This window comes from Paraburkholderia jirisanensis (assembly GCF_054782355.1).
The window spans coordinates 536,501-561,862 of the sequence record NZ_BAAGSQ010000025.1 but is presented as its reverse complement, the minus strand read 5'-3'; the positions used below and the strand labels follow the sequence as shown (position 1 = coordinate 561,862).

Genomic DNA, 25,362 nt, shown 5'->3' with positions numbered 1-25,362 from the left:
TTCAATCCTCATTGCAAAAGCAAGCTCATGTGTCCGGTCGCCGCCAAATCGCGTCGTAAAGAAGTGCCTGTCGCCGAACTGGCGCCGCGCAAGATCGTCCGCACGACCACCGTCGAACTCGTTACCGACGCAATCCGCCAGCGGATTCTGAGCGGCGAGCTCGCGCCCGGCGAAGTGCTGCGCCAGGAGGCGCTCGCCGACGAACTCGGCGTGAGCCGGGTGCCGATCCGCGAGGCGATCACGCGGCTCACCGGCGAAGGATTGTTGACAGTCGTGCCGCATAAGGGCGCATACGTATGCGAGCTGTCGATCGACGAAGTGGAGGAGAGCTTCGACATCCGCTTGCGCCTCGAACCCTGGCTATTCGGCGAAGCGATTGCGCGCATTACGGAGGCCGAGATCGGCAAGGCCGAAAAACTCGTGAAGGAAATGGACAAGGCGACCGAGGCGCAGTGGGGCCAATTGAACTGGCGCTTTCACGAAACGCTTTATCGGCCGGCGCGGCGCGACATCACGCTGCAGATGCTGCGCGTGCTGCACGATCGCAGCGACCGCTATTTCCGCTTCCAGGTGGTGAAGGTGCCGATTCGCGAGCAGTCGCACGACGAACATATGGCGCTGGTCGAAGCATGCCGGGCACGCGATGCGAAACGCGGCGCGAAGCTGCTTGAACAGCACATCCGCACTGCCGCGCAGCAGATCGTCGCGGCGGTGGAATCGGCGATTGCGCCTTGACGCATTGCGAGCGCGTTGAGCGAAACCGCGTCGGCGCAGCGCCTATCCGATCCGAACCGTAGCTTGCGCGCCGTCGCGAGGGGCGTCGACATACAACGGCGAACCCGCCGCGCACAACGCAGCGAACGCGGCGCCATCGACGGTTACGAGCGGCACGTTCGCGCGGTACATCTCCTGCGCGACGATCACGCCGATCGCGACGATCAGATCCGCTTCGCACAACACGATCGCGGCCGGCCCGGTGCCGTTGCGGATCGCTTCGGCAAGTACGCTGCTGCTCGAGCTGGAGCCCTTGGCGCGCGACATCAGCATCACTTTCCCGGCGAGCGATAGCCCGCATTGCGGATGCGCCGGTTCCACGATAAGCCCGCGCCCGGCATCGTAGCCGCCCCAGAAACTGAGTGGTTCGACGGCAAGCGGCTCGCCGCCTGCGCTACCGGCGGCGAGCGTATGAGCGGCGAACTCACACGTTGCACACGCTGCACACGCTTCACGCGCTGTGCTACAAGACGAGTCGGGTCTATTCATCGAAGCACACGCTCCCCTCGAATGCCGAGCGCACGCATTCATGCATACTGCCATACGCCACCGTTACGCCGATGTTCGCCGGCGCGTAGTGCGCCCATTTACCGGAATTGGTCATCACCACGCCGCGCGTCTCCTTGATGATCGGTGTGATGTACGTGCAGGTATCGGTGACGATCTGCACGCCGCGTGCCGCAAGTTGCTGCGCGAGCCCGCTCGCTTCGAGTTGCCACAGGATAAAGCGGCTCGTGTTCACGTAAAAACCGCAACGCGGCGCGCCCGTGTAGTGCGCAAACAGCTGCGCAAGCCGCTCGAATTCGCTAACCGAAAAATGCGGTGTGCCAAGGCTTACCGCTGCCAGTTCAGCGCCGGGCTGCGCATGATTCAATCTGCTGCGCACCTCAGCCAGATCGTGCATCGTTACACGCAGTGTGCGCAGCGGCGGCATGCGTTGCGTCGCATCGTCGAGCGTGCGCGCTTCAGGCGTGATGCCGACCGCGTGAAACAGTGCGACCGCACCGCTCGACGCAGCCGCGGCGCCAAGCGCCTTCAGTTCGTCTTCGCTGGTATCGGCGGGCAAGCCGGTGATGGCCGCCACCGTGGTGCCGGCTTCCTTGCCGAGCAGCAGGCCGAGCGCGGCGAACCAGACGTCGCGCGCGTCAGTCGCCGCGAAATCGGGCGCTTCGATCACGATGCGCGCCGCGCGGTTTGCCGTGACGTGCAAACCCGCAAACGGCACGCGGCCCGTCACCGCGGCGGCCAGATCGAGAAAATCGCCGTAGCGGCTGGTGCGCGCGCCGAGTACCGAGTTCGCGAACACGATCGCGTTCGATTCGGCCCACGCAATCTGCTCGCCAACCTGGGGCCGATGCTTCAGCTGATACGGCGCACAGGTGAAGCTCGCTTCGCAGCCGAGTTCGAGGTGTGCCTGCATCAGGCGCTCCGCCGCTTGACGCAATGGATCGCTGCCGCGAAACAGTTCTGGGTGAATCAGGTCGAGCGAGCCGACGTTCAGCGTTGTCGGCACCGCGACGCGCGTGCCGCTGGTCACGAAGCGCTCGACGAAATCGAGGCTGGCGGGACCGTGGTACAGACAGCCGTCGATATGCGCGGAGCTCACGTCGATCAACTGCGTCGCGCTCATGACGTTGGCCGTGCGCGTGACGATGCGCATCGCGAGCGCGACGCCGTCGCCATGCGCGCCGTCGAGCATCGCTGTGTCGCGTTCGGTGAGCTTCAGCATGATGGTTGCATTGAGCCAGGCTGACGCGTGCCCGGCGTGTGGATGGAAACGGACATCGTGCGCGCAGTCACGTGGGTTCGCCCGCGCCCGCCACCGCATCAAGCGGTGCGAGCCTGCGCAGCGCGAGCCTGAAATCGCGCGCCACCGGCGAGAGCCGCGCATCGCGGCGGCGGATCAGGCCGATGGTGCGCGCCACCGTAGGCTCGACCAGCGGCCTGATTGCTACCCGCTGCCGGATATCCCGCGGCACCGCACAGCGCGGAATGATCGAGATGCCGAGTCCTGCTTCGACGAGGCCGAGCGAGGTGGTCAGGTGTTCGATCTCGATCAGCCGCTCGGGGCGCCAGTCGATGTCGCGCAGCGCGGCATCGAGCATGCGCCGGTTACCGCTGGTGGTGCCCGACACGATCAGCGGCCAGGGCCGCAATTCACGCCACGCGACTTGCGCGTGCGCAGCGAGCGGGTGGTCGGTTGGACACGCAAGCATGTACGGATCGACCAGCAGCTCGTCGATCGCGAGTTCTTGCGTGTGATTGACGAGAAACGCGATACCGAAGTCGGCGTCGCCATCCGCCACGCGCTGTGCGACCGTGGCGAGGCCCGCTTCGATCAGTTTCAGACGCACTTCCGGGCGCCGCCGGTGATAGCTGCCGACGATCCCCGGCAACAGAAACTTCGCCACAGTCGGAATGCACGCAATGGTCAACTGGCCCGCACGGCTCTGCGTCGCCTCGGACACCGCATGCAGCGACGCATCGAGCTCGTGCAACACGTTCAGCGCATGCGGCAGCAGCATATCGCCGGCGGCGGTCAACGCGACGAAGCGGGTGGTGCGTTCGAACAGCGCGACGTCGAGCGCGTCTTCGAGCCGCTTGATACGCCGCGTGAGCGCCGACGCAGACAACGCGAGCTCGAGTGCGGCGCCGTTGAACGACGTATGCGTGGCGACCGCGACGAACGCGCGCAATGCATCGAGATCGACGCTCGGGAAACGGTTCGCAGGCGCAGCACCGCGCATTCGGGCTCCAGGGGTTCTTGCGTGTCACGCAATAATAATCACGTGCGCTGCAATTCACAAACCGCACGACGCTGTCGATACTGGGCGCCTGTTCTCGATACCTCACCGGCACCATGAATCAAGTCAAGGAAGTAGGGTCAAACCCGTACACCGGCGGCATCGCTGCGTTTGTCGCGGACTTGCGTTACGAAGCGATTCCCGATGAAGTGCTGGCCCGCATCAAGCTGCTGATTCTCGATTCGCTTGGCTGCGCGATCTACGGTGCGAGCTTGCCGTGGAGCCGGATTCTTGCGCAGACCTTGAGCCGCGTCGATGAAACGCGCCGCTCTGCGGTGTGGGGCACGCCGCTAAAATTGTCTGCACCGCACGCAGCGCTGGTGAACGGCACGCTGGTGCAGAGCTTCGAGCTCGACGACGTACATCGGGTCGGCGTGCTGCACGTCGGCGCGGTGACCCTGCCAGCCGTGCTCGCGGCGATCGACACTCATGCGCAACACACGCGTGTGAGCGGCCGCGATTTTCTGCGCGCCTGTGTAGCGGGATATGAAATCGGACCGCGTGTCGGCATGTGCATGGGCCCCGAACATATCGCCCAAGGCTGGCATTCGGGTGCGACGGTCGGCGTGTTTTCCGCCGCGGCCGGTGCGGCTGCCGCGCTGCAACTCGACGCGGCGCAGACAGTGCACGCACTCGGCATTGCCGGGACCCAGGCGGCCGGGCTGATGGCCGCGCAGTTCGGCGCGATGGTCAAGCGCATGCATGCGGGCCGCGCCGCGCAAAGCGGGCTGTACGGAGCGCTGCTCGCGCAACAGGGTTTCACCGGCATCGTCGATGTCTTCGAGAATCCCTACGGCGGTTTCTGCAGTACGTTTTCGCGTTCGACCGACCGTTTCGATCTGACGAAGCTGGTCGAAGGCCTCGGCGAGCGCTTCGAGACGATGCGCATCGCGCTGAAATTCTATGCGTGTGTGGGCAGCAACCATACGACGCTCGACGCACTGCGCACGCTTGCCGCGCGCCATCCGTTCGGCCCGGACGACGTCGAGCGCATCGTCGTGCACGGCTCGCGCGTGACGGTCGACCATGTCGGCTGGAAATACGTGCCGCAGGGCCTGACGGGCGCGCAGCTGAATCTGCCGTATTGCGTCGCGACGCTGCTGCTGGAAGGCGATGTATTCGTCGACCAGTTCAGCGAGGACAAGGTTGCCGATCCGCAGCGTATGGCGCTGGCCGAACGCGTTCAGGTAATCGAAGATCCGGCCATCACCGCGGGCGGCCCGGCGCTGCGCCACAAGGTGCGCGTGCAGGTGCGGCTGCGCGACGGCACCGAACTCGAAGCAACGCTCGAAGCGCAGCGCGGCAGCGAGCACGCCTTCGCGAGCGACGCCGACATCGTGCACAAGATGACGAACCTGGCCGGGCACCGCTTTACGCAACAGCACGTGGAGCGCATCGTCGACTGGGTACTGCACGCCGAACAGCAGGCGGATGCGGGCGAACTCGCGCGCCTGCTCGCAGCACACGGCTGAGTACTGAGTATCGCCATGGCCGCCGCCACGCCCGACAAACTCGCGATAACCGCAGCGCCTGCAGCGCGGCGCCACAGGCTGCGCTCGATCATCGGCGGCGCGGCGGGCAATGTGATCGAGTGGTACGACTTTCTCGCGTATTCGATTTTCTCGATCTATTTCAGCCACGCGTTCTTCCCGGGCGGCAATCAGACCGCGCAGTTGCTCAACGCAGCGGCGGTCGCGGCGATCGGCTACGTGGTGCGGCCGCTCGGCAGCTGGGCGATCGGTGCGCTGGCCGACCGGCGCGGCCGGCGGGTCGCGTTGAGTTTGTCAGTGGCGATGATGAGCGCGGGCTCGCTGATCATCGCGCTGACGCCAACCTACGCGACGATCGGCGTGGCCGCACCCGCGGTGCTGGTGTGCGCGCGATTGCTGCAAGGCTTCAGCATGGGGGGCGAAGCGGGCACCAGTGCAACCTACCTGAGCGAAATGGCGCCGACCGGGCGGCGCGGCTTCTTCGTCGGCTTCGTGCAGGTGACGGTGGTGCTCGGACAACTGCTGGCGCTCGCGCTGATGCTCGTGCTGCAGCAGTTCGTGCTGAGCCCGCAGCAGCTCGAACAGTGGGGCTGGCGCATTCCGTTCGCGATCGGCGGCGTGCTGGCGGTGTTCGCGCTGTATTTGCGGCGCGGCATCGCGGAGACCGATGCGTTCGCGCGCAAAGCGTCGCACCACGCGCCGCACAGCGAATCGGGCAGCCTGCTGACGCTGCTGGTGCGTCATCGCAAGCAGACGCTGTGGACCATCGGCATCAGCATCGGTGGCACGGTGGCGTTCTACACGTTCACGATCTATCTGCAGAAGTACATGGTCAACACGTCGGGCTTCAGCCGCAGCCAGGCCACGCAGATCACGACCGCCGCGCTGGCCGTCTACATGCTGTGCCAGCCGCTGTTCGGCCTGCTGTCGGACCGGATCGGGCGGCGGCCTGTGCTGCTGATCTTCGGCTTCGGCGGCACCTTTCTGACGGTGCCGCTGATGCATGCGCTTGGCGCGACGCATCAGGCGTGGACCGCCTTTGCGCTGAATCTCGCCGCGCTCGGCATGCTGAGCGGCTTCTCGTCGATTCACTGGCTGGTCAAGTCGGAGCTGTTTCCGGCGAACGTGCGCGCGCTCGGCGTCGGGCTGCCGTTTGCGGTCGTGACCTCGGTGATGGGCGGCACCACCGAATTCGTCGCGCTGCATCTGAAGCATGCCGGGCACGAGACGTGGTTCTTCTATTACGTCAGCGCGTGCGCGGCGGTGTCGCTGATCACGTATCTGCTGATGCCGGAAACCCGACACCGCTCGGTAATCGACGCCGAGGCGCGCCAGCAAGACGCGTGGCGTTGAGCGTGGCGCGCACGCCGGTTGTCGTCTCGTGCGGCGCGGCGGCATGCCCAGCTGCCCGCTGATCCGGCTGCCCATGACGCGCACGCCACTGGTTCGGGGTCGCGCTCTCGTGCCGGCCGAACACTGTCGTGAAATGCGACTGGGTCCGAAAGCCGACCTGCAATGCGATGTCGAGCATGCTCATCCGCGTCGTTTCGAGCAGCACCTTGGCGCGCGCCAGCCGCCGCTGCACCAGAAAGAGTCGCGGCGAGATGCCGGTGGCGGCGCGAAAGCGCGTCGCGAAGTAAGTGGGCGACAGCCCCGCAGCGTTCGCGAGATGCGCCAGCGCGACCGGCTGGTCGAGATGATCGTCGATGAACGCGATGGTGCGGCGAATCCGCCAGCTGTCGAGCGGCGGCGGTTTGCCGGCCTCCGGCGGGCGCGCACAGGCAGGTAGCAATGCCACTTCGAGCGCGCGCGCGGCGAGCGCCCGCGCGACGTGATCGATGCATGCGCGCTCGGTCGGATCGATACTGTCGAGCGCATTGGCCAGCACATGCGTGAGCTGCCTGACAATGCCGTCGCGCATGAACGGGTAGCCGCCGCTCTGCGCGGTGGCGATCTTGCCGGCGAGCTCGCGGTCCGCGCCGTGTGCGAGGTACTCATGCGACAGATAGATATGCAGAAAATCGCACGGCGCATCGGCGTGATATTCGGCCAGCGTGGCGGGCGTCGAAACCTGCACCATGCCGCGCTCGAGCGGGCCGGCATGCAGCGTGCGGTCATTCGATGTGAGCCGCAATGGCGCGGTGGCACGCAGCGCAACGGCGATCACGTAGTAGCCCGCGGGGCCGCAGGCGGCGCCGTGCGCCGGTCCCGACGTGATCCAGCGGCCGAGCAGCAGCGGCGCTTCGTGGCCGGTTCGCACGCTTTCCGCAAGGTCGCGCAGGATGCCGCGCCAGTGGGTCTCGTAGCACACCGCATTGCGCGCGCGTGCGGTGAGCGTGGCGGCAGCGGGCATGGATGTGTCTGGCCGGATGTCAGCCGGACTTTCAGATCGACTGCAGTCGGGTGTCGGTGTGAGCATGGGGGAGACCTTGTGTGATCCGGCTGGCATAGGGCGCCTGCGCACGTGGACATAACAGTGGCGACGACGGCGATGGCGGCGACGAACAACCATATCGCTCGCGCTCCACGCTGAACAGTGTGCTGCGGTGTACAACTTCTAAACTAGCGCTGCATCCGCTATACCAAGGTATGGAGGTTGTCGCGCGCCGCGTTGCATACTGCTGCTACGTGCCCCATGTTCGCGCACGAATGCTCACCAGGTAGTAAGCTCTCAGTCGTCGCCGCCGGGTGGCGCTTCCGGTCCGCGGAGCGCGGCGCGCAACAGGTTCTGCACCTCTCTCTTCTTTCCCAATACCACGCGGGGCTCTTTCCCATGAAAGCATCGGATCTGTTCGTCAAATCGCTGGAAGCGGAAGGCGTCGAGTACGTGTTCGGCATCCCCGGCGAGGAAAATCTCGACCTGCTCGAATCGCTGCGCCGCTCATCGATCAAGCTCGTGCTCACGCGTCACGAGCAGGCCGCCGGTTTCATGGCGGCCACGTACGGCCGGCTGACCGGCCGCACCGGCGTCTGTCTGGCGACGCTCGGGCCGGGCGCCACCAACTTCGTCACCGCGGCCGCGTATGCGCAGCTAGGCGGCATGCCGATGCTGATGGTGACCGGCCAGAAGCCGATCAAGTCGAGCAAGCAGGGCCACTTCCAGATTGTCGACGTGGTGCGCATGATGGAGCCGCTCACCAAGTACACGCGGCAGCTGGTGTCGGTCGGCAATATTCCGGCTGCGGTGCGCGAAGCGTTCCGCCGCGCCGAAGAAGAGCGGCCCGGCGCCACCCACCTCGAGTTGCCGGAAGACGTCGCGCATGAAGAAGGCGACGGCAAACCGATTCCAAAGAGCTACAGCCGCCGGCCGGTGGCCGAAGAAAAAGCGGTCGCGCATGCGGCCGAGGCGATCGCGTCCGCGAAGCATCCGTTGCTGATGATCGGCGCGGGCGGCAACCGCAAGACCACGCGCAAGGTGCTGCGCGAATTCGTCGATCAGGTCGGCATGCCGTTCTTCACCACGCAGATGGGCAAGGGCGTGATCGACGAATCGCATCCGCAGTGGCTCGGCAACGCAACGCTTTCCGATGGCGACTTCGTGCATCGCGCGATCGATCACGCGGACTGCATCATCAACGTCGGCCACGATGTGATCGAGAAGCCGCCGTTCTTCATGCGCGGCGACAAGACGGTGATTCACGTGAATTTCCTCGGCGCCGAAGTGGATGCCGTGTATTTCCCGCAGATCGAAGTGGTCGGCGACATCGCGAACGCGGTATGGCAGCTGAAAGAAGCGCTGAAGGGCCGCGGCGAGCATTGGGATTTCGCGCGCTTCATGGAGATCAAGCAGCATTTCGAAGCGCATCTGGCCAAAGGCCAGCACGACGAGCGCTTCCCGATGTACCCGGTGCGTATCGTCAACGATCTGTACGAGGCAATGCCGCAGGACGGCATCATCTGTCTCGACAACGGCATGTACAAGATCTGGTTTGCGCGCTACTACCGCGCGCACGAGCCGAACTCGCTGCTGCTCGACAACGCGCTCGCGTCGATGGGTGCGGGCTTGCCGTCGGCGATTGCGTCGAAGATCGTGCATCCGGAGCGCAGGGCGATCGCGGTATGCGGCGACGGCGGCTTCATGATGAACTCGCAGGAACTCGAAACGGCGGTGCGCCTGAAGCTCGACCTCGTCGTGCTGATCCTGCGCGACGACGCGTTCGGCATGATCCGCTGGAAGCAGGAAAACATGAATTTCCCGGACTACGGCATGACGCTCGCCAACCCCGACTTCGTCGCTTACGCGCAAAGCTATGGCGCGCATGGGCATCGCGTCACGTCGGCCGACGAATTCGCGCCGCTGTTGCACGAGTGCTTCACGACGCCGGGCGTGCACGTGATCGACCTGCCGATCGACTACTCGGACAACGAACGGGTACTGAATCGCGAAATCAAGCGGCTTTCGGCCCAGTTGTAAGCCACGCTCGACAAACTCACTCTGCGAGGCGGCAAGGGAATGGTCCTTGCTGCCCTGTTGCGGTTTACAACCGCCTCCAAGGAGAACATGCGATGTTGCAGAAGACTTACCCGTACTACCTCGCTAACGAAGCAGTCGCGGCCAACACCGATCTGGAGGTGACCGACAAGTTCAGCGGTGAAGTCGCCACGCGCGTTGCGATGGCCGATGCAGCGGCCATCGACAAGGCGATCGGCCTTGCCGCCGCCGCGATGCCGGCGATGCGCGCGTTCCCGCCGTTCAGGCGCCAGGCCGTGCTCGAACATTGCGTGAAGCGCTTTCGCGAACGTTACGACGAGCTTTCGATGGCGCTGTGCATCGAGGCCGGCAAACCGATCAAGGACTCGCGCGGCGAAGTCACGCGCCTGATCGACACCTTCAAGGTTGCCGGCGAGGAAGCGGTGCGCCTGAACGGCGAAGTGCTGAACCTCGAAATCTCCGAGCGCGCGAAGGGTTACCACGGCTACGTGAAGCGCGTGCCGATCGGCCCGTGCTCGTTCATTTCGCCATTCAACTTTCCGCTGAATCTGGCCGCGCACAAGATCGCGCCGGGCATCGCCGCCGGCGCGCCGTTCGTGATGAAGCCGGCGAGCCGCACGCCGGTGGGTGCGTTGATGATCGGTGAGATTCTCGCGGAGACCGATCTGCCGAAAGGCGCGTTCTCGATCCTGCCGGCGCATCGCGATGGCGCAGACCTGTTCACCACCGACGAGCGTTTCAAGCTGCTGTCGTTCACCGGTTCGCCGGCGGTGGGCTGGGACCTGAAGGCGCGGGCCGGCAAGAAGAAGGTGATTCTCGAGCTGGGCGGCAACGCAGCGGCAATCGTCGACGGCGATCAGGGCGACAAGCTCGACTACGTGGTCGAGCGGCTCGCGTTCGGCGCGTTCTACCAGTCGGGGCAAAGCTGCATCGGCGTGCAGCGTATCCTGATCCACGCGAAGCTGTACGATGCGCTGCGCGAGAAACTGATCGCGAAGACAAGGTCGCTGAAAATGGGCGATCCGAAACATGAGGACACCTTCGTCGGGCCGATGATTTCGGAATCGGAGTCGCGACGGCTCGCGGGCTGGATGGACGGCGCGGTGAAGGCGGGTGCGAAAATCGTGGCGGGCGGCAAGGTCGACGGCGCGAATTTCGAGGCAACGCTGCTTGAAAACGTCGGGCGCGACACGGACCTGTACCGCAAGGAGGCGTTTGGGCCGGTGGCGATACTCGAGCGTTTCGAACGCTTCGAGGATGCGCTCGCCACCGTCAACGACAGCGATTTCGGCCTGCAGGCAGGGGTGTTTACCGATTCACTCGCGCATGCGCATCAGGCGTGGGATGAACTCGACGTGGGCGGCGTGGTGATCAACGATGTGCCGTCGTTCCGGGTCGACAACATGCCGTACGGCGGCGTGAAGGACTCGGGTCTCGGTCGCGAAGGCATCCGCTATGCGATCGAGGACATGACCGAATTGCGGCTGATGGTGATGCGCGAAACCTGGCAGGCACGCTAACTGCGCCGCGCGTCGTCAAGACGTTGTGCAGGCGCGCATGACAGACAAGCTGTACGGAGTTTGACACCGCGAATTGCCGCGGTGATATGGGGGCGCCCGGTGCAGGTGGATCGGGTGCCGGAAGAGGGTGGCTCAGGCCGTCGCGCATTGCGCAAAGGCGCGCTGCGCAACCCCGAAAATGGCGTATATGACCGGCGCACACCGGTGTGTCACGCGAGGCTGGTAAAATCGTGCGTCACTTTTGCAGGACATAGAATGGGTTTCGAACAACTGGCTGAGTTGAAGAAGCAACTCGCAAAGCAGGCTCGCGATGTAAAACAGGCACAACGGGAGGCCGAGGCTGAGCGTGCGAAGCCATCGACAGCGCGCCGCGGCGGCTCGGACGGCCGCCCCGCGGACGCCCGCCCGGAGGGGCGCAGACGTGAAGATCGCCCCGCCGCGCAACAGGCGGAGGGGACGACCGGCGGCGCGCCGGCCAACCGGCAGCGCGCCGCGCATGACGGGTCGCGTCAGGCCGCACAGGGCGGTGCGCACCCGGGTAAGGGAGCGGACAGGCGCCAGGGCGGTCAGGGTGGGCAAGGCGGTCAAGGCGGTCAGCATGGCGACCGTGGCGACCGCAGCGCCGCGCCACACGGCCGGCAGCCGCGCCAGGGGCAGCGCCCGGGCCAACAGCAGGGCCAGCAGGGCAAGCAGCCGGCACGCGAGCCGGTCGATCCGGTGGTGCATGCGATCGGCAAGCTGCAAAAGCGCTTCCCTGCGGCATTTCCGAAGAAACCCGAACCGAAGCTCCCGCTGAAAGTAGGCATTTTCGAAGATCTTCTGCCGCATGCAGAGCAACTGGGGCTTTCCGAAGCGGAGATCCGCGAGGCGATCGCCACCTGGTGCCGCGGCAGCCGCTACTGGACCTGCCTGACCGACGGCGCCGCACGCGTCGATCTGACCGGCGCGCCGGCAGGTCTCGTCAATGCGCGCGACGTTGCGTTCGCCCGTAATTCGCAGCGCGGCGGCCCGCGGCGGCCGCGTGCAGAAGGCGCTGCCGGGGCCGGCGGTCCCGCCGCCACGGCAAAGGGTGATGCGGCACACGGGACGGCTGCTGAAGGGGCGGCGGACGGCAATGCGGCACCGGCAATCGAAGCGCCGGTGCTCGCGCAGCCCGATGCGGCGCCCGGCGCTACCGCAGAGGTGCAACTCGCGGGCGACGCGACGGCAGCCGCCAGCGCGCCGGAACAACCGCAAAACCACGCTGCAACGGGTGTCGAAGCCGGCGCCAGCGCCGAAGCAGAAACCGAAGCTAGCGCAGAAACCGAAGCCAAAGCTGGCGCCGAAGCCGGCATCAGTGGCCAGGCCGCATCGGCAGACGCTGTCGGAGCATCAGACCCGGCCGCACCGCAAGCCGCCGCACCCGCATCGGCGGAAAAAGCCCACGCCAACTCCTGATCGACGCGCCGCGCTCTGCCCGCCGCTTCGCGCAACCGCGGAGCGCGGGGATTGCGCGGCGCGTTCGCCTCTGCGCAGACCTCTTTCGCAAAGCTTGCTGGGCGATGCTAACCTACGCGAACCCCGACGTTTCCCGTCGCGGGCCGCCACCGGGGCACACGCGCCACTGCAAGGCGCATGCCGCCGCACGGCGAAACTCGTGAAGGATTCGCGTCTATGAAAAAGCTCTTCCTCGCCGCTATTTTCTTGCTGACATTCGCGTACGGCAGCAGCGCGTTCGCGCAGATCGACGACCGGTCCGATCCGCAGGCGCTGATCAGAACCGCGACCCAGCAGGTGCTCGACGAGGTGCGCACGCGCGCGATCGACCCGAACGATATCCCGCGCATCATGGACATCGTGAACCGCGACATCCTGCCGTACGTCGATTTCCACTACACGACGCAGCTCGCGGTGGGGCGCTACTGGCGCACGGCGACGCCGGAACAGCGCGAGCGTCTTTCGCGCGAATTCCAGACGCTGCTGATCCACCTGTATTCAGGCGCGCTTGCGCAGCTGCGCCCCGACCAGAAGATCGAATATCCGCCGATGCGCGTGTCGCCCAACGATACCGACGTGGTGGTGCGTACGATCGCGGTGACCGATACGCAGCCTGTCGAAATCGACTACCGTCTGCGCAAGACCGCGCAAGGCTGGCGCCTGTACGATCTGAACGTGGTGGGTGCGTGGCTGGTGCAGACCTATCGTCAGCAGTTCGGCGAAAAGATCGCACAAAGCGGCGTGGATGGCCTGATCCAGTTCCTCACCGAACGCAACCAGCAGCTCGCCGCCGGCAAATCGCCGCAATCGTAGCGGCGCGCGGCTGAAAGCGCGGTGCAGGCGTGGTGCAAGCCTTTCCATCGTTGCGGCACGTGCGAGCCGCGGAATCCAGAGGGCAGCGCGACGCTGCCTTTTACCGTTGATGCTTGCATCGACTGGAATAGAATCGACCCGTCGAATGTTTCCGAAGCGCACCTTTGCCGGAGACCACGACCATGTACCGCTTTTCAGCCCCCCGTTTTTCATCCCGCGTTGCCATGCTGCGCGCCGCGCTTGCCGCCGGCGCCGCGGCCAGCTTTTCCAGCTTCGCCTTATGCGCCACGCCGCTGCCGGCCGCGCCGCCTGCCGCGCTCGTGCCGCCCGATGCGCAGCCGGTCATGTCGCTCACCGCAACCGGCGTGCAGATCTACAACTGCGAATACGACAGCGCGCATCGGCTCGGCTGGGTTTTCAAGAGCCCGAAAGCCACGCTATACGACGAGCACGGCCACGTAGCGGTTCAGCACGACGCCGGCCCGACGTGGCAGGCCGAGGACGGCAGCAAGATCGCCGGCCACATGCTCGCGCAGGCGGCCAGCGCATCGCCGGGCAGCATCGCGCAGTTGTTGCTGAGCGCCAGCAGCACGGGCAGCCAGGGCCAACTGTCGGGCATCCGGTACGTGCAGCGCCTGAACACGGTCGGCGGCGCTGCGCCGGCGGCGCCCTGCACGACGGAACATGAACCCGGGTACTCGCCGTACTACGCGAACTATGTGTTCCTGAAGTAAGGGCCTGGCCATCAGGTTCCCACCGTAAGGTCCCTGCAGCGAGCCACGGCGTGCCCGGGCCGGGCCGGTGCCGCTTCGCGATGGTCGTAGACGCAAGGACGCCGCGCGCCGTGTAGCGCGCGGTAAACCTGCCGCCGCGTGTCGCCGCCTACGCGCTGCGTTGACGGCGGCACGGCTGACGAATCTTACGATTGTGCGTGCCCCGTCGCGAGTTTTCGCACGCTCGCAGGCAGCGCCTCGCGTTCGCGCAGCAACTGCTTGGCCGAGTCGGCCATTACCACCACCGCTCCCGCGATAATCATCGTGTCCTTGATGATCAGCCTGCCGTGCTCGGACAGGAACGGGAAGCCGTGCTGTGCGTCGCCGAGCGCGGGCACCCAGGTTTCAGGGGTGGTAATCAGAAACGACAGCGTGACGAATGGCGTAACGAAGGACAACAGGCCGCCGAGCAAGCCGAGATTGCGCGAAAAGAAATTCGACAGCACCAGCAGGCCGATGATGATTTCGAGCGTGCCGAGTCCGCGCGAGAACGCATACGTGTCGTTGTCCTGTTGCCATTTGCGCTGTTCAGGGACCAGTTGGCCTTCCTTGGTCATATGCTGCGCATACTCTTTCGGGTGCTTGTAGAAGAACTCCATCACGGGGCTTTGCGCCACCAGCGGCGTAATGCTGTCCGCCTCGTACGGAACGAACTTCAATGCGCCGATCCACAGGAATACGATCGCGAACGAAATGCGGATCAGGTTGACGCCGAAGCTGCCGCCGCGGCTCGTCACTTTCAGAAAGTCGGTATAGAGATTCATGGTGTGCTCCAGATGATGCTTTGAGATCGGCGCCGTCGCAGTCTGCTTCTTCAGCACGCTCCATATGCGCGCCATCGCGCTGCTGCCGCGTGCCTGACAAAACCGCTCGCGCTTGCGCTTACTGACCGAAATACACCGGCTTCATGCCGTCGTTCGCGCTTGCCTTGCCGTCGGCCGCCGATGTGCCGGCCGGCACACCGCCATAGCCGGATGAACCCTCCACTGCGCGAGCGGCTTGCTGCGTCGCGGACACGCGCGCCTGTGCGGCTTGCAATTGTTCCGGATAGTGGATGTCCTCGCCGCTCGACTGGTCGTAGCCCGCGGCACGCAGCTGTCCGAGTTCGGCGCGGACCTGGGCCCGCGTCAGGGGGCCGGTTTGCGCGTGCGCGGCGCTGGCTGCAAGGCCGAACGCGAGCGCGGTCGTAGCAATCAAAGTGGAGGCGAAGCGGTTTTTCATGGTGTTTCTCCAAAAAGCAGTTAAGTTGCATATGCAAGCAAACACCTTGCATATGCAACTATCCGGATAGTGGCCGGTATGTGTTTCAGCCCAGCTAACCGGTGCAGGTCGTTGCGTTGCTGTGTCGCAGCGCCATCAGCGATGGCGTACGTCCACTCTAGGAGGTGAGCGGTCTTCACCTGAAGCTCGCGCGACTCAACAACATGCTCATTCGGCTCACCCGGGCGGCGCGATATGTAAGGAGAACGACGCCGTTGCAACGCACCGTCAAAGGCTTCCTATGGATATCGTTTTTGCACGCTGTGTGCACGGCCACATGTGAATAAAAGGAGAAAATCAGGTGTTTTTTGGAAAGTACCCTTCGCGAAGAGCGGACGATCGGACAAGCAAACGGGCAGCGGAATTTCGAACGCCGCAGCATCGCGATTGTCGAAGCGCAGGTGGAGCGGGGCTGACGGGTTTGACGGCAATGCCTGTAGCACGCCGTTTTTGATGGCGTCCGCATCTTCCAGTACGTTGGCCGGAAGCCTTGTTTATACTGGCGCCAGTATCCCGAATGGCGTCGCATGCCGCGGCCGGCCGGCAATTGTTATACATCCGTGACAAACATGTGTACGCCACGGCGGCGTACAACGCAGCCTTGATACCGTTCACGCGGTGCAAGGCGGGTGCGGTCGAGCCGTCATTCGGCAACAAAGGAAGTATCGATGCAGTCAGCCATGTCGCCGCACAGCAAGGCCGGCGCCGAGCACAAGCCGCTTGTCTATATCGTCGACGACGAAGTCTCGGTGCGACGCTCGCTGGCTGCGTTGCTGCGCGCCGAGGGCTGGTCGGTCGAAGCCTTCGCGACACCGCAGGCGTTCCTCGATTTCGCGCGGCCGCAAACGCCGAGCTGTCTGATCCTCGACGTGCGCTTGCCCGGCACGAGCGGTCTTGCGTTTCATGCACAGATGCGCGAAGCCGGCTTGTACATGCCGGTATTGTTCGTGACCGGCTATGGCGACATGGAGATGTGTGCGAAGGCACTGCGCGCCGGCGCGCTGAACTTCTTCCCGAAACCGTTTCGCAATCAGGACATCGTGGCCGGCGTGATCGAGGCGCTGACGAGCGACGAGAAGCGGCTCGAGGCCGAACGCGAGGTAGCGCTATTGCGCGCCGATTTCGCGTTGTTGACGTCGCGCGAACAGCAGGTGATGGCGTACGTGGTCGCGGGCCTGCTGAACAAGCAGATCGCATTCGAACTGAATCTGAGCGAAATCACCGTCAAGATCTACCGCGGGCAAGTCATGCGAAAAATGAAAGCCCGCTCGGTGCCGGACCTCGTGCGCAAGGCCCAGGCGCTCGATCTCGCGCTGCCGGCGCACGCGTCGCGCTAATTCCCCGGCGCCCCGCGATATTCGACCGGAGTTGCGGTCACGCCCGGGTGCTCAGCCAGCGACACGAACTGGCGAGTGGCGCTGTCGAGTGCCTCGATCGAGCCGGCTCCGATGTCGTACACCCAGCCGTGCAGCTTCAGGCGCCCTTGTGCAAGACCCAGTGCAACCGATGGGTGGGTGCGGATGTTGTTCAGTTGCGCGATTACGTTTTCGCGCACCAGCGAATTGACCCGCTCACGGTCCGACGCATGCTCGCGCGATTCGTTGACGAGCCTCGCCGCATCGGAATAGCGCAGCCAGTTGGCCACCGCGGGCATATGGTCCAGACATGTGCAGGTGGCGATCGCCGTCATCGCGCCGCAATCGGAATGGCCGCAGATCACGATGTCGGACACGCCGAGCGCCGCCACCGCGTATTCGACGGTGGCTGACACGCCGCCGGGCTCGGGGCCGAACGAGGGCACGATGTTGCCGGCATTGCGGATTACAAACAGGTCGCCCGGCTCGCGCTGTGTTACCAGCTCGGGAACCATCCGGCTGTCCGAGCACGAAATGAACAGCGTGCTCGGCGCCTGGGCGGTGGCCAGCTTCTCGAACAGCGCCTTGCGCTTCGGAAACTCGTCCCGCTGAAACTTCAGGAAACCGTCGATGATGTCCTTCATATCCTGCTCCGCACTGGGTTAGGGTTCGATGGAGCAAGGATGGCCACGTTGAGCCATAGCGTCCAAGACTGATTTATGATGCTTTCTATAGGCGCGACCAATAGAAAGGGGGGCCTGCCATGCTGCTGCGCCATATCCGCTATTTTCTTGCAGTTGCCGAGCACGAGAATTTTACGCGGGCCGCCGAGGCTCTGCACGTGTCGCAGCCCACGCTGTCGCAACAGGTAAGGCAACTGGAAGAAACCTTGAACGTGCAGTTGTTCGACCGCACCGGCCGCGTCGTTCAGCTGACCGACGCAGGCATCGTGTGGCTGCACTACGCAAAGCTTGCGCTACGCGATCTGGAGGCGGGTGCGCGAGCGATTCACGACGTCGGCGAGCTGAGCCGCGGTAACCTGCGGATCGCCACTACGCCCACCTTCACTGCGTATCTGATCGGTCCACTGGCCGATCGTTTTCATCGCATGTATCCGGGCATTACGGTCGCGATTCATGAAATGCGGCAAGCCCGGTTAGAGCAGGAGATTGCCGATGGCGAACTGGACCTCGGCATTGCCTTCGATCCGCCGCGCAGCGCCGAGCTCGAGAGCCTGCCGCTCTTCGAGGAGCAGCTCAGCCTCGTGGTCGGGCACGGGCACCGGCTGGCGGCCCGCAAAAAGCCGTTGGGTGCGGCACAATTGAGCGACGAAGCGCTGGTACTGCTGAGCAGCGATTTCCTGACGCGCGTGCATATCAACGGGTATTTCGCGCAGCATCGCATCACGGTGCCGGTGTCGCTCGAGACCAACTCGATTGGCGCGATCGTCGAAATCGTCCGGCGGGGCCGGCTTGCCACGATCATTCCCGAGCAGGTGACCAACGCGCATCAGGACTTGCATGCGGTGCCGCTGGTGCCGGCCATTGCGCCGCGTACCGCGACACTGCTGCAACGTAAGGACGCATACCGCTCCGCCGCGGCACGCGCTTTCGTCCAGCTGCTGCTGAAGACGATGGCGGCGAGCTAGCCGGGCGCGGCGGGCCTGGGCCGCCTAGCCTTCGCCTAGCGCGACCGTGAGCCAATGCGCAATCGCCGAAGGCGCGCAGGGTTTTTCCAGCAGAACCAGCGCGCCCTGGCGCTCGAGTCTGGCTTGCAGCGCCTCGGTGGGAAACGCGCTGACAAAGATGGTGGGACAGGCGTTGCCTTGCGCACGCAGCCGTGCGTGCATCTGGTCGCCGGACAGACCGGGCATCAGAACATCGGAGATCACGCACGAGGTCTGCGCGATCTGGCCGGACGCAAGATAGGCTTCCGCGGACTCGAACATCATCGCGCGATAACCCATCGAGCGTACCAGATTGCCCAGTGAGACACGCACGGCAGCATCGTCTTCGACGATCGATATAACAGGGGAGATACGCATGCTGGACGGAAGCCTTTCAAGGTGAGCGGGTTTCGACATGCGAGTTCGAATGCTGCGTATGGCACTTCGCAAAAATGAAAAACAGCGAATCCAGCGAGGCCTGGGGTACCTTGCGCATTACGCATTGTCAGGTACACGGCCTGCTCGCCAAACGCCGTTCTGCGCAAGCTTGCGACAACATGCAGGTGCGGTACTGCACACGATGCGATGACAGCGTGCGCGAGCCGAAGCGACAAGCGGAAACACACACTAAGGTATGTTGTCCGCACGTGGCGCGCTCACTACCATCAGGGGCGAAATCAACGTGCGGGCAATCCCTGTCCGAACGATGTTCTCGGCCTGAATTTCAGAATGACGATGCTAAGCCCGCACGAATACTCGACCCTGATGTTGATCAAACACGCTGCGTCGCCTGTAGATTTCACGCGTGACGAAGTTCATCCGCTGATGCAGCGCCAGCTGGTTGTCTACGATGAGCAGAAGCGGTCGATGCGGATTACCGCGCTAGGCGAGCACATCCTGCACGCGCTTGCCGCGATGATGTGCGAGCCGCGTCGCTATTGATTCAATAGCGGGCCGGCAAGCACGCTGGTGTTTACCGCGGCCGCTACCTGCGGCCGCGTTTTGCGGCCGCCGCTCTCTCACGGAGCGCTGCTGCGGCAGTGTCCACTGCGGCAGTATCCACTGCGGCAGCATTCACATTGCCATTGGCACAAATCGACGTAGGCCGCTACGTTGAAAGCATTGCCTACCTCCCCAACTGTCTTTCTATACGACGCGCCGATAGCGAAGCGTTATGCGCCCGATTTAAAGCTTTATGGCAATCGCCTTTAAAGCCTTATCGGTCGCGCAGCCTTGCGCGGCGGCGTTGCGCTGAACCAGCGGCACAAGACCCTAAAACCGTATCGACATAAAGGTATCCTGATAAAGCATATGCTTGTGTCATGACGGTGCGGCGGCAGTGTCGCGTATCGGCTAACACGGAGAGCAAAGCATGACAGACACGATGACTGAACGCGACCTCGACCACTTCGTCAACCGCGAGTATCAACACGGCTTCGTGTCGGACGTCGAAGCCGATGCGCTGCCGCCCGGCCTCAGCGAAGCGGTGGTCCGCGCCATTTCGGCGCGCAAGGGCGAGCCTGCCTTCATGCTGGAATGGCGGCTTGAAGCGTACCGTCACTGGCTGACCCTGACCGAGCCGCAATGGGGCGCGCTCGATCGCGAGCCGGTCGATTACCAGTCGATCGTCTATTACTCGGCGCCCAGACGCAAGCCGGGCCCGAAGAGCCTCGACGAAGTCGATCCCGAACTGCTGCGCACGTATGAGCGGCTCGGCGTGCCGTTGAAGGAGCGCGCGATGCTGGCGGGGGTGGCTGTCGATGCGGTGTTCGACAGCGTCTCGGTAGCGACCACCTTCAAGGACAAGCTCGCGTCGCTCGGCATCATTTTCTGTTCGTTTTCGGAATCCGTACGCGAGCATCCGGAACTGGTGCGCCAGTATCTGGGCAGCGTCGTGTCGTACAAGGACAATTTCTTTGCCGCGTTGAATGCGGCGGTGTTCAGCGACGGCTCGTTCGTCTATGTGCCGCCCGGTGTGCGCTGCCCAATGGAGTTGTCCACCTACTTTCGCATCAATGCGCAAAACACCGGTCAATTCGAACGCACGCTGATCATTGCGACCGAAGGCGCGCAGGTCAGCTATCTCGAAGGCTGTACGGCGCCGATGCGCGACGAGAACCAGCTGCATGCAGCGGTGGTCGAGCTGGTCGCGCTCGACGATGCGCAGATCCGTTATTCGACGGTGCAGAACTGGTATCCGGGCGACGCGAACGGCAAAGGCGGCATCTACAACTTCGTCACCAAGCGCGGCGACTGTCGCGGCGCCAACTCGAAAATCTCGTGGACCCAGGTCGAAACCGGTTCGGCGATCACGTGGAAATACCCTAGCGTGATCCTGCGCGGCGACAACTCGATCGGCGAGTTCTATTCCGTTGCATTGACCAACAACCGTCAGCAAGCCGATACCGGCACCAAGATGATCCATATCGGCAAGAACACGCGCAGCACGATCGTCTCGAAGGGCATTTCGGCGGGGCGTGGCAGCAACGCGTACCGCGGCCTCGTGCGCATCGCGCGTGCGGCAGAAGGCGCACGCAATTTCACGCAGTGCGATTCGCTGCTGATGGGCGATCGCTGCAGCGCGCATACCTTCCCGTACATCGAGGTGAAGAACCCGAGCGCAAAAGTCGAGCACGAAGCGTCGACCTCGCGGGTCGGCGAGGACCAGTTGTTCTATTGCAGGCAGCGCGGCCTTTCCGCGGAAGACGCGGTATCGATGATCGTCAACGGGTTCTGCAAGGAAGTTTTCGACAAGCTGCCTATGGAGTTCGCCGTCGAGGCGCAGAAGCTGCTGGGCATCAGTCTCGAAGGCAGTGTGGGCTAACAGGAGCACTCAAAATCATGCTTAAGATCAGAAATCTGCAGGCAACCGTCGAAGGCAAGGAAATTCTGCGCGGCATCGACCTCGACGTGCGGCCCGGCGAAGTGCACGCGATCATGGGGCCGAACGGCTCGGGCAAGAGCACGCTGGCCAATGTGCTGGCCGGCCGCGACCAGTTCGAGATTACCGGAGGCTCGGTGTCGTGGTTCGGCGCGGACCTGCTCGAACTGGAACCGGAGGAGCGCGCGCGCGAGGGTATCTTTCTGGCGTTCCAGTATCCGGTGGAGATTCCGGGCGTAAGCAACGTTTATCTGCTGAAAGCGGCGCTGAACGCCAAACGCCGCCATCGCGGCGAACCGGAACTCGACGCGATCGATTTTCTCGAGCTGCTGCGCGGCAAGATGGCCGCGATGCAGATGAACGACGACCTGTTGCATCGAGCGGTAAACGAAGGCTTTTCGGGCGGCGAGAAGAAGCGCAACGAAATCCTGCAGATGGCCGTGCTCGAGCCGAAACTCGCGATTCTCGATGAAACCGATTCCGGCCTCGACATCGATGCGTTGCAGCTGGTGGCGAAGGGCGTGAATGCGATGCGCAGCCCCGAGCGTGCGATCGTGATGGTCACGCATTACCAGCGGCTGCTCGATTACATCGTGCCGGATTATGTGCACGTGCTGTCGCACGGCAGGATCATCCGCTCTGGCACGCGTGAACTTGCACTCGAGCTGGAGCAGCGCGGCTATGGCTGGCTGGAGGAGCCCCCGGGGCGCGCACATTCGGCCGGCGCACAGGTGGCCGTATGAAAAACGAAGCGCTCGACCATTTGACTCAGGTGTTTCGCTCGCTGGCTCCCGCCTTGCCGGGCAGCCAGCTGGCCTGGATGGACGCGCTGCGTTTGCGTGCCTTCGAGCAGTTCCGTGTGATGGGGTTTCCGACCCGCGCGGATGAAGCGTGGAAGTACACGAGCCTCGCTGCGCTGAACCAACGGCTGCTGCGCTTCGTGCCGGCTAGCGACCATCTGGAGGAAGCGCGGCGCACTGTCCGCGCGCAACAGCTCGACGACGTGCATCGGCTCGTGTTCGTGGACGGCGTGTTCGTGCCGGAGCTTTCGGATATCGGTGCGCTTCCATCTGGCGTTTTCGTCGGCAGTCTTGCCGAGGCGCTCGACACGATGCCTGAGCGCGTGCGGGCACAACTCGACGGCGTGGCCTTTGCCGATGGTCTCACGGCTCTCAATACCGCGTTCGCACGCGACGGCTATGTGGTCTTCGTGCCGCCGGGGGTAACAATCGACAAGCCGGTTCATGCACTGTTCGTGGCTGGCGAAGAGGGCCTCGCGGTGCAGCCGCTGAATCTGCTGGTGGCAGCCAACGATGCGCACTGCACGGTAATCGAGCAATTTTCCGGAAGCGACGACGCGTGGTACTACACCAATGCGATGACGCACGTAGCGGCTGACGAGCGCGCCGACGTGCGCCATTACCGTTTGCAGCAGGAAGGTCTGCACGCGCTGCACACCGCGACGCTGGCTGCCACACAGCAGCGCAACAGCCGCTTTGCGTCGTACGCGTTTTCGTTCGGCGCGGCGCTTGCGCGCGCAACCATCGTAACAAGGCTCGCAGGCCCGCAAACGTCGACGACGCTCGATGGCCTGTACGTCGGCAGCGGCAAGCAGCACCTCGATCACTACACGATGATCGACCATGCGCAGCCGCAATGCACCAGCCGCGAAACGTACCGCGGCATTCTCGACGGCGCAGCACATGGCGTGTTCAACGGGCGGGTGATCGTGCGCCAGGATGCGCAGAAAACCGACGCCGACCAGGCCAACCACAACCTGCTGCTGTCGCGCAACGCGGAGATCGACACCAAACCGCAGCTCGAAATTTTCGCGGACGACGTGCGCTGCACGCACGGCACGACGGTCGGCCAGCTTGACGAACAGCAACTTTTCTATCTGCGGGCGCGCGGCATCGACGAGCGTACGGCACGCGCGCTGTTGACCACCGCGTTCGCCCGCGACGTGATCGACCGGGTCGAGATTGCGCCGTTGCGGGCGCGGCTGGAAGCGGCCTTGCTCGGCAAAATGGCCGGCGGTGCCAACACAGGGAGCACGCGATGAAACGCATCGAGCTCGAGCACGAAGACCGGATCCGGCTGTGGCGCGCCGATTTTCCGATTCTCGGCACGCAACCGGGCGGCAAGCCGCTCGTCTATCTGGACAATGCCGCGACCACGCAAAAACCGTGGCACGTAATCGAGGCCGAGGCCGACTATTACCGCACGACCAATGCCAACGTGCACCGCGGCGTCCACTGGCTGGCGGAGCGCGCGACCGATGCGTACGAGCGCTCGCGCGCAACGGTGGCTCGCTTGATCAACGCGGAGCGGGCCTCCGAGATCGTGTTCGTGCGCGGCACGACCGAGGCGATCAATCTCGTCGCGAACAGCTTCGCGCGACCGCGGCTCAGGCAAGGCGACGAAATCGTCGTGACCACGATGGAGCATCACTCGAACATCGTGCCGTGGCAGCTGGTTTGCGAGCAGACGGGGGCGGCGCTGAAAGTGGTGCCGCTCGACGATACCGGTACGCTCGACCTCGACGCTTATGAACAGCTTCTGACGCCGCGCACCAGACTGGTCGCGCTCGCCCATGTTTCGAACGCGTTGGGCACCATCAACCCGGTCGCACAGATGATTCGCACCGCACACGCGCACGGCGTGCCGGTGCTGCTCGATGGCGCGCAGGCCGTCGCGCATACGGCGGTCGACGTACGTGCGCTCGATTGCGACTTCTATGCGTTTTCCGGGCACAAGCTGTACGGGCCCACCGGCATCGGCGCACTGTACGGCAAGGCGGCGCTGCTCGATGCGATGCCGCCGTGGCAGGGCGGCGGCGACATGATTCGCACGGTGTCGTTCGAAAAGTCCGAGTACAACGACGTGCCGTCGCGCTTCGAAGCGGGCACGCCGAATATCGCCGGCGCCATCGCGCTTGCCGCGGCGATCGACTACGTAACGGGCCTCGGCATCGGTGCGATCGAGCAGCATGAACAGCAACTGCTCGAATACGCGACCGCCACATTACAGCAGATCGACGGTGTACGCCTGATCGGCACGGCAGCGCACAAGGCCGGCATTCTGTCGTTTGTCGTCGACGGTATTCATCCACACGATGTCGGCAGCATTCTGGGCGACGCCGGTGTCGCGGTGCGTGCCGGACATCATTGCGCGATGCCGGTCATGACACGCTTCGAGATACCGGCCACGGTGCGTGCGTCGCTCGCGTTGTACAACACGCGGGCGGAAATCGACGCGCTGGTGCACGGCCTTGCCGCCGTGAAGGAGATGTTCGGATCATGAGCGATATTCGCGATCTCTATCAGCAGGTGATCTTCGATCACTATCGCCGCCCTCACAATCGCCACGACGTTGCGCATGCGAGCCACGCGGCACATGGCCACAATCCGCTGTGCGGCGACCGCATCCAGCTCGCGCTGCGGGTCGAAAACGGCGTGGTGACCGAGGTCGGGTTCGAAGGCGAGGGTTGCGCGATTGCCACCGCGTCGGCGTCGATGATGACGGACCTGATCAAGGGCAAGACGCCCGACGAAGCGCAACAACTGATCGACCGCTTCCAGCGTATGGTGACGAGCGGCGACGAGCCGGCGCCGGCCGACACCGAAGGCCTTGGCAAGACGGCGGTGCTGGCGGGCGTGCGCGAGTTTCCGGCGCGCGTCAAATGTGCGACGCTCGCGTGGCATACGTTGTCGGAAGCGCTGCACCACGAAACGGAGCCGCAATGATGGACCCGACCGATGATGGCGCAAGCGTGCCGACTATGCAGACGCTCAGGCAGCGCGTGATCGACGCGTTGCGCACGTTATACGATCCCGAGTTGCCGGTGAATATCTACGATCTCGGCTTGATCTACGGGCTCGATGTCGACGAACCGGAAGGGCGGGTCACGGTACGGATGACGCTGACGGCACCCGCCTGTCCGGTCGCCGAGGAATTTCCGCGGGTGGTGGAGGACGAAGTGTTCTCGCTGGCTGGTGTGCGCGATGTGCGCGTCGAACTGGTGTGGGAGCCGCCGTGGAGTAAAGAGCGGATGACGGAGGCCGCGCGGCTCGAACTAGGCATGTGGTGAGGCTTCGGGCCAAGGCGTCGCACATCGC

At 64.2% G+C, this 25,362-nt stretch carries 25 protein-coding genes; 17 read left to right on the top strand and 8 right to left on the bottom strand.

The genetic code is table 11. The features are described 5' to 3' along the window. The first annotated feature begins 27 nt into the window (after positions 1-27). On the top strand, positions 28-735 hold the full coding sequence (locus ACYVNQ_RS14280) for a GntR family transcriptional regulator (protein WP_460903145.1): 708 nt from the start codon (positions 28-30) through the stop codon (positions 733-735). A 42-nt stretch (positions 736-777) separates the two neighbouring features. On the opposite strand, the gene ACYVNQ_RS14275 is transcribed toward ACYVNQ_RS14280, so the two are convergent. The 3 genes from ACYVNQ_RS14275 to ACYVNQ_RS14265 all read right to left on the bottom strand — a co-directional run bounded on the left by ACYVNQ_RS14275 (position 778) and on the right by ACYVNQ_RS14265 (position 3,521). Further along, positions 778-1,263 carry an aconitase X swivel domain-containing protein gene (locus tag ACYVNQ_RS14275; RefSeq protein ID WP_460903144.1) on the bottom strand — a complete coding sequence of 162 codons (486 nt, stop codon included), beginning with the start codon at positions 1,261-1,263 and terminating at the stop codon, positions 778-780. Continuing rightward, positions 1,256-2,503, bottom strand: a complete 1,248-nt coding sequence (locus ACYVNQ_RS14270) for an aconitase X (RefSeq protein WP_460903143.1) — start codon at positions 2,501-2,503, stop codon at positions 1,256-1,258. The genes ACYVNQ_RS14275 and ACYVNQ_RS14270 overlap by 8 nt, the downstream gene beginning before the upstream one ends. 67 nt (positions 2,504-2,570) lie before the next feature. Beyond that, a complete protein-coding gene (locus ACYVNQ_RS14265) occupies positions 2,571-3,521 on the bottom strand; it encodes a LysR family transcriptional regulator (RefSeq protein WP_460903142.1) in 951 nt (316 codons plus the stop codon). A 113-nt stretch (positions 3,522-3,634) separates the two neighbouring features. Between ACYVNQ_RS14265 and ACYVNQ_RS14260 the strand changes: the two genes are divergently transcribed. Beyond that, positions 3,635-5,050 carry an MmgE/PrpD family protein gene (locus ACYVNQ_RS14260; protein WP_460903141.1) on the top strand — a complete coding sequence of 472 codons (1,416 nt, stop codon included), beginning with the start codon at positions 3,635-3,637 and terminating at the stop codon, positions 5,048-5,050. A 15-nt stretch (positions 5,051-5,065) separates the two neighbouring features. Continuing rightward, a complete protein-coding gene (locus tag ACYVNQ_RS14255; protein WP_460903140.1) occupies positions 5,066-6,421 on the top strand; it encodes an MFS transporter in 1,356 nt (451 codons plus the stop codon). Here the strand turns inward: ACYVNQ_RS14255 and ACYVNQ_RS14250 are convergent. Continuing rightward, positions 6,342-7,421, bottom strand: a complete 1,080-nt coding sequence (locus ACYVNQ_RS14250; protein WP_460903139.1) for a helix-turn-helix domain-containing protein — start codon at positions 7,419-7,421, stop codon at positions 6,342-6,344. The genes ACYVNQ_RS14255 and ACYVNQ_RS14250 overlap by 80 nt on opposite strands. A gap of 420 nt (positions 7,422-7,841) precedes the next feature. Between ACYVNQ_RS14250 and ACYVNQ_RS14245 the strand changes: the two genes are divergently transcribed. The 5 genes from ACYVNQ_RS14245 to ACYVNQ_RS14225 all read left to right on the top strand — a co-directional run bounded on the left by ACYVNQ_RS14245 (position 7,842) and on the right by ACYVNQ_RS14225 (position 14,043). Next, a complete protein-coding gene (locus tag ACYVNQ_RS14245) occupies positions 7,842-9,482 on the top strand; it encodes an acetolactate synthase large subunit (protein ID WP_460903138.1) in 1,641 nt (546 codons plus the stop codon). A 92-nt stretch (positions 9,483-9,574) separates the two neighbouring features. After that, positions 9,575-11,020, top strand: coding sequence for an aldehyde dehydrogenase family protein (locus tag ACYVNQ_RS14240; RefSeq protein ID WP_460903137.1), 1,446 nt, complete (start codon positions 9,575-9,577; stop codon positions 11,018-11,020). Between the two features lie 255 nt (positions 11,021-11,275). Next, positions 11,276-12,457, top strand: coding sequence for a ProQ/FinO family protein (locus ACYVNQ_RS14235; RefSeq protein WP_460903136.1), 1,182 nt, complete (start codon positions 11,276-11,278; stop codon positions 12,455-12,457). Between the two features lie 216 nt (positions 12,458-12,673). Further along, complete coding sequence (locus tag ACYVNQ_RS14230) at positions 12,674-13,309, top strand: MlaC/ttg2D family ABC transporter substrate-binding protein (protein ID WP_460903135.1); 636 nt, start codon at positions 12,674-12,676, stop codon at positions 13,307-13,309. 182 nt (positions 13,310-13,491) lie between these two features. Continuing rightward, complete coding sequence (locus tag ACYVNQ_RS14225; protein ID WP_460903134.1) at positions 13,492-14,043, top strand: DUF3455 domain-containing protein; 552 nt, start codon at positions 13,492-13,494, stop codon at positions 14,041-14,043. 185 nt (positions 14,044-14,228) lie between these two features. Here ACYVNQ_RS14225 and rclC read toward each other — a convergent pair whose 3' ends face one another. Together rclC and ACYVNQ_RS14215 are read right to left on the bottom strand one after the other, a co-directional pair. Continuing rightward, positions 14,229-14,846 carry a reactive chlorine resistance membrane protein RclC gene (gene rclC, locus ACYVNQ_RS14220; protein ID WP_460903133.1) on the bottom strand — a complete coding sequence of 206 codons (618 nt, stop codon included), beginning with the start codon at positions 14,844-14,846 and terminating at the stop codon, positions 14,229-14,231. A 118-nt stretch (positions 14,847-14,964) separates the two neighbouring features. Beyond that, positions 14,965-15,303 carry a DUF4148 domain-containing protein gene (locus tag ACYVNQ_RS14215; RefSeq protein ID WP_460903132.1) on the bottom strand — a complete coding sequence of 113 codons (339 nt, stop codon included), beginning with the start codon at positions 15,301-15,303 and terminating at the stop codon, positions 14,965-14,967. Positions 15,304-16,010: 707 nt separating this feature from the next. Between ACYVNQ_RS14215 and ACYVNQ_RS14210 the strand changes: the two genes are divergently transcribed. Then, entirely contained in the window at positions 16,011-16,679 is a 669-nt protein-coding gene (locus ACYVNQ_RS14210; RefSeq protein WP_460903131.1) for a response regulator transcription factor, read from the top strand. Here the strand turns inward: ACYVNQ_RS14210 and ACYVNQ_RS14205 are convergent. After that, positions 16,676-17,341: a carbonic anhydrase gene (locus tag ACYVNQ_RS14205; RefSeq protein WP_460903130.1), complete on the bottom strand. Its 666-nt coding sequence runs from the start codon at positions 17,339-17,341 to the stop codon at positions 16,676-16,678. The genes ACYVNQ_RS14210 and ACYVNQ_RS14205 overlap by 4 nt on opposite strands. Positions 17,342-17,460: 119 nt before the next feature. Between ACYVNQ_RS14205 and cynR the strand changes: the two genes are divergently transcribed. Then, positions 17,461-18,345, top strand: coding sequence for a transcriptional regulator CynR (gene cynR, locus ACYVNQ_RS14200; protein WP_460903129.1), 885 nt, complete (start codon positions 17,461-17,463; stop codon positions 18,343-18,345). Positions 18,346-18,369: 24 nt separating this feature from the next. Here cynR and ACYVNQ_RS14195 read toward each other — a convergent pair whose 3' ends face one another. Then, entirely contained in the window at positions 18,370-18,741 is a 372-nt protein-coding gene (locus ACYVNQ_RS14195; protein WP_460903128.1) for a response regulator, read from the bottom strand. Positions 18,742-19,092: 351 nt separating this feature from the next. On the opposite strand from ACYVNQ_RS14195, the gene ACYVNQ_RS14190 reads away from it, so the two are divergent. From ACYVNQ_RS14190 to ACYVNQ_RS14160, 7 genes are all read left to right on the top strand, one after another. Then, positions 19,093-19,305 (top strand): hypothetical protein, encoded by a 213-nt coding sequence (locus ACYVNQ_RS14190; protein WP_460903127.1) that lies wholly within the window; start codon positions 19,093-19,095, stop codon positions 19,303-19,305. 430 nt (positions 19,306-19,735) lie between these two features. Beyond that, complete coding sequence (sufB, locus tag ACYVNQ_RS14185; protein ID WP_460903126.1) at positions 19,736-21,187, top strand: Fe-S cluster assembly protein SufB; 1,452 nt, start codon at positions 19,736-19,738, stop codon at positions 21,185-21,187. 17 nt (positions 21,188-21,204) lie between these two features. Further along, positions 21,205-21,987 carry a Fe-S cluster assembly ATPase SufC gene (gene sufC, locus ACYVNQ_RS14180; protein WP_460903125.1) on the top strand — a complete coding sequence of 261 codons (783 nt, stop codon included), beginning with the start codon at positions 21,205-21,207 and terminating at the stop codon, positions 21,985-21,987. Then, on the top strand, positions 21,984-23,306 hold the full coding sequence (gene sufD / locus ACYVNQ_RS14175; RefSeq protein WP_460903124.1) for a Fe-S cluster assembly protein SufD: 1,323 nt from the start codon (positions 21,984-21,986) through the stop codon (positions 23,304-23,306). Before sufC ends, sufD begins: the two co-directional genes overlap by 4 nt. Continuing rightward, the gene (locus ACYVNQ_RS14170; RefSeq protein ID WP_460903123.1) at positions 23,303-24,547 is read left to right on the top strand and encodes a SufS family cysteine desulfurase; all 1,245 of its coding nucleotides are present in this window, start codon (positions 23,303-23,305) and stop codon (positions 24,545-24,547) included. Before sufD ends, ACYVNQ_RS14170 begins: the two co-directional genes overlap by 4 nt. After that, positions 24,544-24,990, top strand: a complete 447-nt coding sequence (gene sufU, locus ACYVNQ_RS14165) for a Fe-S cluster assembly sulfur transfer protein SufU (protein WP_460903122.1) — start codon at positions 24,544-24,546, stop codon at positions 24,988-24,990. Before ACYVNQ_RS14170 ends, sufU begins: the two co-directional genes overlap by 4 nt. Further along, positions 24,987-25,334 carry an SUF system Fe-S cluster assembly protein gene (locus ACYVNQ_RS14160; RefSeq protein WP_460903121.1) on the top strand — a complete coding sequence of 116 codons (348 nt, stop codon included), beginning with the start codon at positions 24,987-24,989 and terminating at the stop codon, positions 25,332-25,334. The genes sufU and ACYVNQ_RS14160 overlap by 4 nt, the downstream gene beginning before the upstream one ends. Positions 25,335-25,362 lie beyond the last annotated feature (28 nt).